Origin of the sequence: Bacillus sp. BS3(2021), assembly GCF_021043345.1 — a bacterium.
Classification (GTDB): Bacteria; Bacillota; Bacilli; order Bacillales; family Bacillaceae; genus Bacillus; species Bacillus paralicheniformis.
In genome coordinates this window covers 1-9,959 of record NZ_JAJNDM010000019.1, presented here as the reverse complement: position 1 = coordinate 9,959, position 9,959 = coordinate 1, and the positions used below count along the sequence as shown (strand labels likewise).

Sequence of the window (9,959 nt, the reverse complement as noted above, 5' to 3'; positions counted from 1 at the left end):
AGCCGACACCGCCGTCTTCCAGCTGCTGAAGGACATACATCCGCTTTTGCGCCGAGGACACCGGGTAGGTGTCCTGTTTTTCTGCCGGTTCAATCGCCGCATGCGGGCTTTCATCCAATTCCTGAATCACGGCGGCGAGCTCTTCCAGTGTCGGCTTGGCGAAAATCTCTTTCAGCGGCACCTGCACGCCAAACGCTTTGGCGATGCGGGAGACGAGCGCTGTCGCTTTCAGCGAGTGGCCGCCTTGTTCGAAAAAGTGGTCGCGAATGCCGGCAGGGCCGTATTTCAGCACCTCTTCCCAAAGCTTGGCGAGCTTCATTTCCGTGATGGTTTGCGGCGCGGTGTAAGCGCGTCGTTCAGCCGCTCCGTCGGGAGCGGGCAGCGCCTTGCGGTCAAGCTTGCCGCTCGGGGTGACAGGCCACTCTTTCATCTCGATGAAGGCTGAAGGCATCATGTAGGCCGGCAGGCGTTTGCCCAGCTCTGTCCTTACAGTTTGTTGATCCTGACCTTCAATATAGGCGCAAAGCTCGGTTTCCTCCCCTTCTGTCCGTGCGATAACCGCCGCTTCCCGCACGCCGTCGATCTGGCGAAGCGCCGCTTCGACTTCCCCCGGTTCGATCCGGTAGCCGCGGATTTTCACTTGACTGTCCATGCGGCCCAGCCATTCAACGGTGCCGTCCGGGAGCCATCTCGCCAGATCGCCCGTTTGATACATGCGTTCCCCTGAATAAAAGGGGTCATCGAGAAACCGTTCTTCTGTCAGCTCCGGACGGTTCAAGTAGCCCCTTGCGACGCCCGCGCCTGCGATATACAGTTCCCCTCGACAGCCGAACGGCAGAAGCTGCCGTTTTTTATTTAAAATATAGAGTCTCATATTGTGTCCTGATCGGCCGATCGGGACATGGTCAAGTGTTTTCCTTTTAGGGACATCAAAGTATGCCGCTTCTACCGTCGCTTCCGTCGGTCCGTAGGAATTTGTCAATTCCACCCTCGGCAGAAGCTCATGAAAACGGGAGACGAGGTGCGCCCCCAGCTGCTCGCCGCCTGCAAAGACTCTTTTTAAATGTCTGATGTCGGCCGGTTTTTTTCTATGATTCATATATTCCAAGAATGAGTGAAGCATAGAAGGGACAAAATGAGCGGCTGTAACTTCCTTTTCCTCCAGCGCTTTTAAGATGATTTCAGGATCTTTTTCCCCTCCTTGAGGAAGCAGATAAACAGAAGCCCCGGCGAATGGCCACCAGAACAGCTCCCATATTGAAGCATCAAACGAGTAAGACGTTTTATGCAGAATGATGTCCGAGTCGTTAAGTGAGTAGCGGGTTTGCAGTGAGTATAAAAAATTGACCGCGGACCTGTGTTCCACCATGACGCCTTTTGGGCGTCCCGTTGAGCCAGATGTATAGATGATATAGGCCAAGGCATCGGGCGGTACCGGGAGATTCGGATTGACTGCCGCTTCTCCGTGATTCTCGCGCCCGCCATCTAGCGGCAAAATGGTTCCCTCAAACATCGATGGATTAGATTCTGCAAGCAAGGTCTTTGCGCCGCTGTCCTTCATTAAAAAACGGATTCGTTCTTCAGGATAGTCAGGGTCGATCGGCACGTAAGCAGCTCCCGCTTTTAAAATGCCATAAATTCCAATCAGCATATCTGGTGAACGTCTCCCCATCACGGCAATCACATCTTCCTGTTGAATACCGAGGCCAATTAGCTTCCATGCAATTTGATTGGCCCGTTCATTCAGTTCTCTGTAGGAGATGGAGACGCCATCCGCCAAAACGGCCGGACGATCAGGCGTCTTTTCTGCCTGCTGCTCGAGCTGATGATGAAGCGGCTGATCCAGTGGGAAATCGATTTTTTGCATCGGGCTGAAGTTTTGCAGAAGTACGCTTTCTTCCTTTTTCGAAAGGATTGACAAATGGTCCAGTTCCAGCTCCGGATGCTGTGCAGCGTTTTTAGCCAACGTTTTAAAAAAATCGGCCCATTTTTGAATCGTTTTCCGTTCAAACAAATCTGTACTGTATTCAAACTGACAATATATTTGTCCGCCGCTTTCGGCCATGTACAGTGACAGGTCGAATTTAGAAATCGGGTGGCTGATATCTTTCTGCCGAAGCTCAAGCCCCTCCATCGACAATTGTTGCCGCTCCATATTTTGCAGTGCAAACGTTGTATCAAAGAGCGGATTTCGGCTCATCTCCCGCTGAACGCCGAGGCGGTCAACCAGCTTCTCTAACGGATAGTCCTGGTGTTCATAGGCTTCTAGCGCTGTTTCTCGAATGTCCTGTAAATATTGTTTGAAAGATATTCCGCTCACCGGACGTGTTCGAAAAGCCAATGTGTTCACAAACATTCCGAGCACGGATTCAAGGTCAGCATGCGGTCTGCCCGCGATCGGCGAACCGACAATGATCTCTTCCTGCCCGCTTAGCCGTGATAATAAAACGGTGTATATGCCAAGAAGCGTCATATACAGTGTGCAACTGTTTTCTCCTGCGAGCTGTTGTAAACGTGATGTAAGCTCCTGACTGATCTCGAACGTAACCCTGTCACCTGCAAAGCTTTTTGCCGGGGGCCGCGGTTTGTCCGTCGGCAATTCGAGCACTGGCAGCTCACCGGCCAGTTGTTTGAGCCAATACGATTCTTGCCGTTTGTATATGTCGCTTGTTTTGAATGTTTCTTGCCATGCTGCATAGTCTTTGTATTGAATGCGCAACGGAGCCAGTTCATGTCCTTTATACAGCTCGCTGAATTCCTGCATGAGCAATTGGATGGAGACACCGTCTGAAATAATATGGTGCATGTCCACTAAAAGCAGATATCGTCCTTTTTCAATGGTCGCTAAGCCCGCCCTGAAAAGCGGAGCCTTTCCAAGATCAAACGGCCGGATAAATGATTCAGATGAAGATTCGTTTGAAAAAGCAAACGGCACCTTTTCATGAATCCGCTGCACCGGCTCGCCGTCGTCTCCTGCTTCGAATGATGTCCTAAGGGGTTCATGCCGGCGGATCAGTTCGCGAAATACAGCTTCCACCCTCTGTCGATCGAGCTCGCCTGTCAGCTCCAAAACGGCCGGAATGTTGTAGCTGACTCCTCCGCCATCAAGCTGGTGCAGAACATACATCCGTTTTTGTGCGGAAGAAACCGGATATGTCTCCTTCTTCTCTATTTGCTGAATCGAAGCAAACGGGTTTTCTTCCGCTTCACTGATGACTGCTGCCAACCCTTCTACGGTCGGATGGGCAAAGACATCACTTAACGGAATCTGAACGTTCCATTCTTTGGCGATGCGAGAGATGAGCGATGTTGCTTTTAAAGAATGGCCGCCCAGTTCAAAAAAGTTGTCGCGGATGCCGACCGGCCCCCTTTTCAGTAGACCTTCCCAAAGCTGTGAAAGCCTGAGCTCGTTCAAATTGCGAGGTGCGGCGTATGACTGATGCGATGCGGATGATGTCGGTTCTGGGAGGGCGCTTTTATCGACTTTTCCATTTACGGTAAGCGGAATCGCTGGCACAGCAGTCCATTTTACTGGCATCATGTAGTCAGGGATGGCGTCGGCCAAATCATGACGCAATGCAGAAGGGTCGATCGGTTTCTGTGTGCTGTAGTATGCGCACAATTCATGTTCCCCTTCACTGTCTTTTTGAACCAGGACAACCGCTTCCTTAACAGCAGGATGATTTGCCAATGTCACCTCTATTTCCTTAGGTTCGACCCGGTAGCCCCTGATTTTCACTTGATCATCCGTCCGGCCGATATAGTCCATTTGTCCGTCTGCACGAAGCCTTGCTATATCTCCTGTTCGATACATGACGGCTCCCCCTCTGAATGGATCGGGCAAAAATTTCTGTTTTGTCAAGATTGGATTGTTGACATATCCTCTCCCGACGCTCGCGCCTGATATATAAAGCTCTCCTGCTACACCGCAGGGCTGAAGTCGTTTGTATTTGTCAAGGATATACATGGCGTTATGGCTGATCGGTTTTCCGATCGGCGGAGAATCCGGGATGTCGCCCTCAGGATGAATGGTGCATGTCGAGACGACATGGGTTTCCGCCGGGCCGTAATGATTATGCAAGTGTATGCCGTGCCGCTTGAGCAATGCCTTAAAAATATGCGAGACCGTCAATTGCTCCCCCGCAGTGATGACATGCTTCACACAGTTTGGAAAGTGGTTCGCATAGTGTTCCTCATTAAAAAGCATCTTCACAAAAGCCGTCGGGAAAAAGACGACTTCTGTTCGCTGTGTATTGATCAACAAAAACAACTGAGCTGGGTCGCGCTTGATTGATTCAGGCGCGATGCAAAGCGTGCCGCCGCTAAGCAAAGTTGTAAACAATTCTTGATAGCAGACGTCAAACGCACAAGATGCATACTGGAGCACATTTGTTTTGAAATCAATCCGTGAGTTTTCAAATTGGTCATGAAGCAAATTGGCCATATTTCGATGTTCAAATAAAACACCCTTCGGCTTCCCCGTTGTTCCAGATGTATACATGATGTAAAGCAAATCTTCCGCAGTGTTTACCGTCTCGACATTGCTTCCGTCGCTTTCCGCATCTGCTTCTTCTATGAATGTCACAGATCGTTTTGTTGCGGCTGACTTTGCTAAAGCCGCCACATGATGCTGTGATACAATGTGCTGACAGCCGCTGTTTTCTATGCAATAGCGAATGCGTTCGGCAGGATGGCTCAGGTCAATCGGAACAAATGCCGCGCCCGCTTTTAAAATGCCGAGTACTCCCGCCGCTAATGCGGGAGAACGTTCGACCATGATCGCGACCGGCTCCTGGCGTTTGACACCCCGTTTTCGGAGAAGGCGTGCAAGTTTGTTGGCCATTTCATTCAGCTCTTTATAAGTGATCGACTGCCCTTCATAGTGAATTGCTTTTTCATCAGGGGATTGTGCCGCCTGACGTTCGAACATCGACTGGATCGTTTCATATTCACGCTGTTTAGTCTCTATTTTCAACGTGCTGAGCAGGTCTTTTTGTTCCTGCTGTGTTGTGATCGTCAATTCCTCCGGGGTCAAATTCGGATTTTCCAGCACTTGTGCGATGATATGCTGCAAATGGCCTTTGACGCTTTCGATGAAAGAACGTTCATGAATGCCGGAATCAAATCTCATTTTGAGATGAATGTTTTCACCTGGTGCTACCATGAGATAAAAGCTGTAGTTGGTCTCGTCTTCCATGTTGAAATCATGAATGCGAAACAGATCCTCTGCATCTTGTCCACTGTTCAGCAGTGCGATTTCTTTTTCAACAGGATAATTTTCAAAAACAAGAATATGGTCGATTAAGCCTTGTTTGACGGCGGATTCCGCCTGTATCTCATAGAGCGGGTGGTAGCTGTACGGCTGCCCATTGAGCGCATCTTTTTGCACTTGTTTAATCAGTTTCACAAAAGGCACTTTTGTACCGGTAACACGCACCGGTACCGTGTTAATGAAAAGGCCGATCATCCGCTCTATCCCTGCAATTTCAGCCGGCCTGCCGGAAATAACCGAACCGAAAACCGCATCATCCGTCTGGTTATAAGCTTGCAGCAACATTCCCCAAAGCGTGTGAAAAATGGTGCTCAATGTGACTTCTTCCTTTGCGGCCAGCTCTTTCAGCTTATCCGTAACTGTTTTAGAAAGGGAAAAGGTGACTTCTTCTTGTCTGCTTTTGGCGCCCGCTTTTTTTTGCTTCGGCATCCGGCTCTGTTGGTCATATCCTTCAAGATAACCCTCCCAGTACCGGGCGGCGGCTTCTTTGTCCTGCTCCATCAGCCATTGAATATAAGTTCTGTAAGGCACAGCAGGCTCAAGCTTTAATGGTGTTTGGAGCAAAAGGGAAGCGTATATATGGAAAAACTCCTTCAGAACAATCCCGAGGCACCAGCCGTCCATAATGATGTGATGGAAGCTCCATATGCATGTAAATTCGCGTTCCCCTGTTTTAAAAAGAATGACGCGCATCAATCCATCTTTTTGCAAATGAAACCCTTTGGCTCTGTCTGTTTTTTTGAAATCATCGATCAATCTGAGCTGGCCGGATCGGTCCAAATGAGTCAGATCTTTTTCTTCAACGGTGATCGTCCGTTCTTTTAAGACGACCTGCTGCGGAACGGATACATTTTGACTGACAAAAATCGTTCTGAAAATATCGTGCCGGGCACAAAGAACAGCAATGCTTTTCTGAAAAATGTCTGTGTCAACCTTTCCTGTCATTGAAAATGAGGCTTGTTCGACGTATGCCTGTGTGTCCTTGTTAAGAAGGGTGTGAAATAGCATGCCTTCCTGCATATAAGAAAGCGGATAAATATCCTGAATCTCATGTTTTTTTGTCATATTTTTTCCCTGCCTCCTGTTCCTACAGTTCCTCGACAAAGCTCGCAATATTGTCCAAATCTTCCGCTGTTAACGATTGGCTGCTAAAATCGCTGACCGTTTTCTCTGTTTCTTGTTTATGTGCGCAATGTTTGATGATTTGGTGCAAATTATGTTTCACCATGTGCAGCAGCTGTTTCATTGTTGTTGTATGGAACCGGCTTGGCGGATAGCTCAAATTGAAATGCAGCTGATTTTGCCTTACCATGGCGCTCATTTCCAGCGTTTGCTCACGCTGCCATGTAGGTGTAATGTCTTTCCCGCTTGCAAGCCCCGAAAAGCTGAACTTTTGTTGGCGTTCTGTATCATTGAATTGCCCTAAATAGTTAAAACCGATTTCAGGCGCTTTGCCGAACTGGATTGTTTTGTTTTCAGAGTCTGTTAAATATTTCAAAATGCCGTATCCCATTCCTTTGTCCGGTATTCTGCCGAGTGTATCTTTGACTGTTTTCACTGCCAGCCCCAACTCGCCTTCGGCTGCATGATGTAAATCAATCAACACAGGATATATTGTGGTAAACCAGCCGACTGTCCGACTGATATCCAATTCAGGTAGGGTGTGATCTCTCCCGTGTCCTTCCATCGCGATCCGCAGTTTCCTCTCTCCCATCCAATCACACAGGGCTAATGATGCTGCCGTCAGCAGAATATCCTGGGTGTCTGTGTTGTAGGCGTTGTTAACCTTGTGGATTAAAACGTGTGTGTCTTCTTCGGAAAGGGTAAAGCTTTCCGTTTTCCGAATGTTGTCCGCAGCGCTATGCGGTTTTTCACAAGGAAGTAAAGCGGCTTTTTCTTTTTCAACAGTGCGCCAATACGATTGTTCGCGAATGACCTTGCTGCTCTCTGCGTATTCGGCAAGCCGGTTTGCGAAATATTGGTATGAGTCCGTTTTCCGTGGAAGCTGAACCGGTTGTCCTGCGGCCGCCTGACTGTATGCTGCCGATAAATCCTCAAGCAAAATCCGCCATGAGACCCCGTCGACGACCAAATGATGAATGGTGAGAAATAAATAAGTTCCCGACATTGTGTTGAACAAGCCTGCTTTTAGCAGTGGGCCTGTTTGCAAATGGATACTGCGCTGCAAATCAGCGACTTCGTCTTCAATCAGCTTCTCCCATTGTGCCGTTTTAGAAAGGTCTCTTATGTTCAGGCTGTAAAGTTCTCCATGAATTCCCCTGTTAAATTGCTGCAGCTGGCCGCCGTCATCGATGATTGTCATGCGGAGGGCATCATGATGGATGACAAGATGCTGTAAAGCTGTTCGCAGCGGCTGTTCCTGAAATCCTTCTGAGCTATGAAGCATGACAGATTGGTTGAAATGCTGCCTCTCTTCAATATGCTGTGCGAGGAACCAGCGCTGAACGGGCGTCCAAGGTACTTCTCCTTCAATCGGCCGCTGATCTATATTTCTCTCAGTCTTGCGGATGAGAGGTGCGGCTTCTTTAATAGTTGGATGGCGGAATAAGTCGCCTGCCGTGATTTTCAAGTCAAACCGTCCAAGGCGCGCAGATACTTGGAGGGCTTTAATCGAATCGCCTCCCAGTTCAAAAAACGAATCCTCAATCCCGACTTTTTCAACGCCGAGCACCTCTTGCCAGATCACGGCAAGCCGTTCCTCCAGCTGGTTGCGCGGAGGGGCGTATGCTGTGTTGATTGCTGTGGTCTCCGGCTCAGGCAGCGCTCTTCTGTCGAGCTTTCCGTTTTGTGTCAGAGGCAAGGCGGCAAGCTCAACCAAATGCGCCGGGATCATAAACCCGGGCAATTGCTGAGAAAGAAGAGATCTGACTTTCTCGATATTCATTTCCGCTTGCAGACTCATATAGGCAAGGAGTTCTTTATGTCCTGAGGGACCGGTTCGCACGATGACGGCGGCTTCTTTGACACCGTCAATCTGTCGCAATGCTGCTTCAATTTCTCCCAGCTCAATCCTGTAGCCGCGAATTTTAACTTGATCATCCATCCGGCCGATATATTCAATCGTCCCATCCTTCAGCCAGCGGGCCAAATCACCGGTCCGGTACATTCGTTCACCAGGTGTGAAGGGATTTGGCACAAATTTTTCTTTCGTCAGTTCAGGTCTCCCGAAGTAGCCTCTGGCTAGCCCGTCCCCGCCAACGCATAATTCTCCGATGACACCCATAGGCTGCAATCTCCCGCGGCTGTTGACAATATAAGCGGTTGAATTAGCGATTGGGCGGCCGATCGGAATGGAATGCTTATACTCGTGTTCGATCCGGAAGCACGTTGAGAATGTTGTGTTTTCCGTTGGGCCGTAGCCATTCCATAGCGCGAGATCCGGCGCCGCGTTGCGAACGCGATTGACATGGTTTGGCGACAGGGCTTCTCCGCCGAGAATCAATCTGGACAGGTCGGAAAATGTTCGTTCATTTTGTTCTGATAATTGATTAAATAAGGATGATGTCAGCCATAAAGTCGTGATGCCGTTCTGCTGTATGAATGTCTTGAGCCGATCGGAATCTAAATAAGTTTCCTTGTCACTGATGTATAAACAAGCGCCGTTTAATAGCGGTCCGAATACTTCAAATGTCATCGCGTCAAATCCCAAAGACGCTGTAAATAAAATCCTGTCTTCAGGTGAAAATGCCATATCGCTGTTTTTTACGAGACGGACGACGCCGCGCTGTTCAACCATTACGCCTTTTGGCGTGCCAGTTGATCCGGATGTATACATGATATAAGCGAGAGAATCAGGACCGCCCTGCTGTTCGGGATTGTTTGCTGAAATGCCGCCCTCAAGCTGGATGTCTTCTATGAATAACCGTTTTCCTGCCATATGAGATTCTAATCGATCTGATTGGAGGAGCATCACAGCATTGCTGTCAGACAACATCCATTCCAGTCGTTCTGTCGGCATGTCTTCAGTGACGGGAAGATAGGCTCCGCCGGCTTTTAAAATACCTAGAATTCCGACCGCAAGTTCAGGGGTGCGACTTGTTAATAGTGCGACAACACTTTCTGAACCGACGCCATTTGCTCGAAGCGCAGCGGCTATTCTGTTGGCGCGTTCGTTTAGTTCACGGTAAGTCAAGGTTTGCCTGTCATATATAACGGCCGGGGCGTGAGGTGTTTTGGCTGCTTGATATTCAAATAAACGGCTGATCGTTTCGTGTTTCGGGTAGTCTTGTTTTGTCTGATTAAATGTGTGAATGAATGAGCTTGTCTCATGTTCATCTAATACATGGATATCTCCGAGATGAATGTTCTGATGTTCGATCACATGATGGAGAATATGAATATAGTAGGAAAGCCATTTCTTGATCGTTTGTTTTTGATAGATGTCTGTATTGAATTCAACATCAAAACGGATTGTCTCTTGATCTTCTTCAGCTGCATAAAGAGTCATATCAAACTTAGAGACTTTATGGGCGTCATGAGCTATAGTCGTCAAATGCAAGTCATGCAGAGTCAGTGATTCCCGCTCCATATTTTGCAGAGCGAACATAACGTCAAACAGCGGATTGCGGCTCATATCACGGACGACATCAAGCCGGTCGACAAGCTCCTCAAACGGATAATCCTGATGTTCGAACGCCTCAAGCGCCGTTTCGCGGACCTCCCTTAA

2 protein-coding genes are annotated in these 9,959 nt (G+C 48.7%); both read right to left on the bottom strand.

The features are described from left to right. Positions 1-6,337, bottom strand: a 6,337-nt coding sequence (locus LQ247_RS21955; protein WP_231006601.1) for a non-ribosomal peptide synthetase, incomplete at its 3' end; no start/stop codon positions are given. A gap of 22 nt (positions 6,338-6,359) precedes the next feature. Next, the coding region (locus LQ247_RS21950; RefSeq protein ID WP_231006600.1) for a non-ribosomal peptide synthetase at positions 6,360-9,959 on the bottom strand (3,600 nt) is incomplete at its 5' end.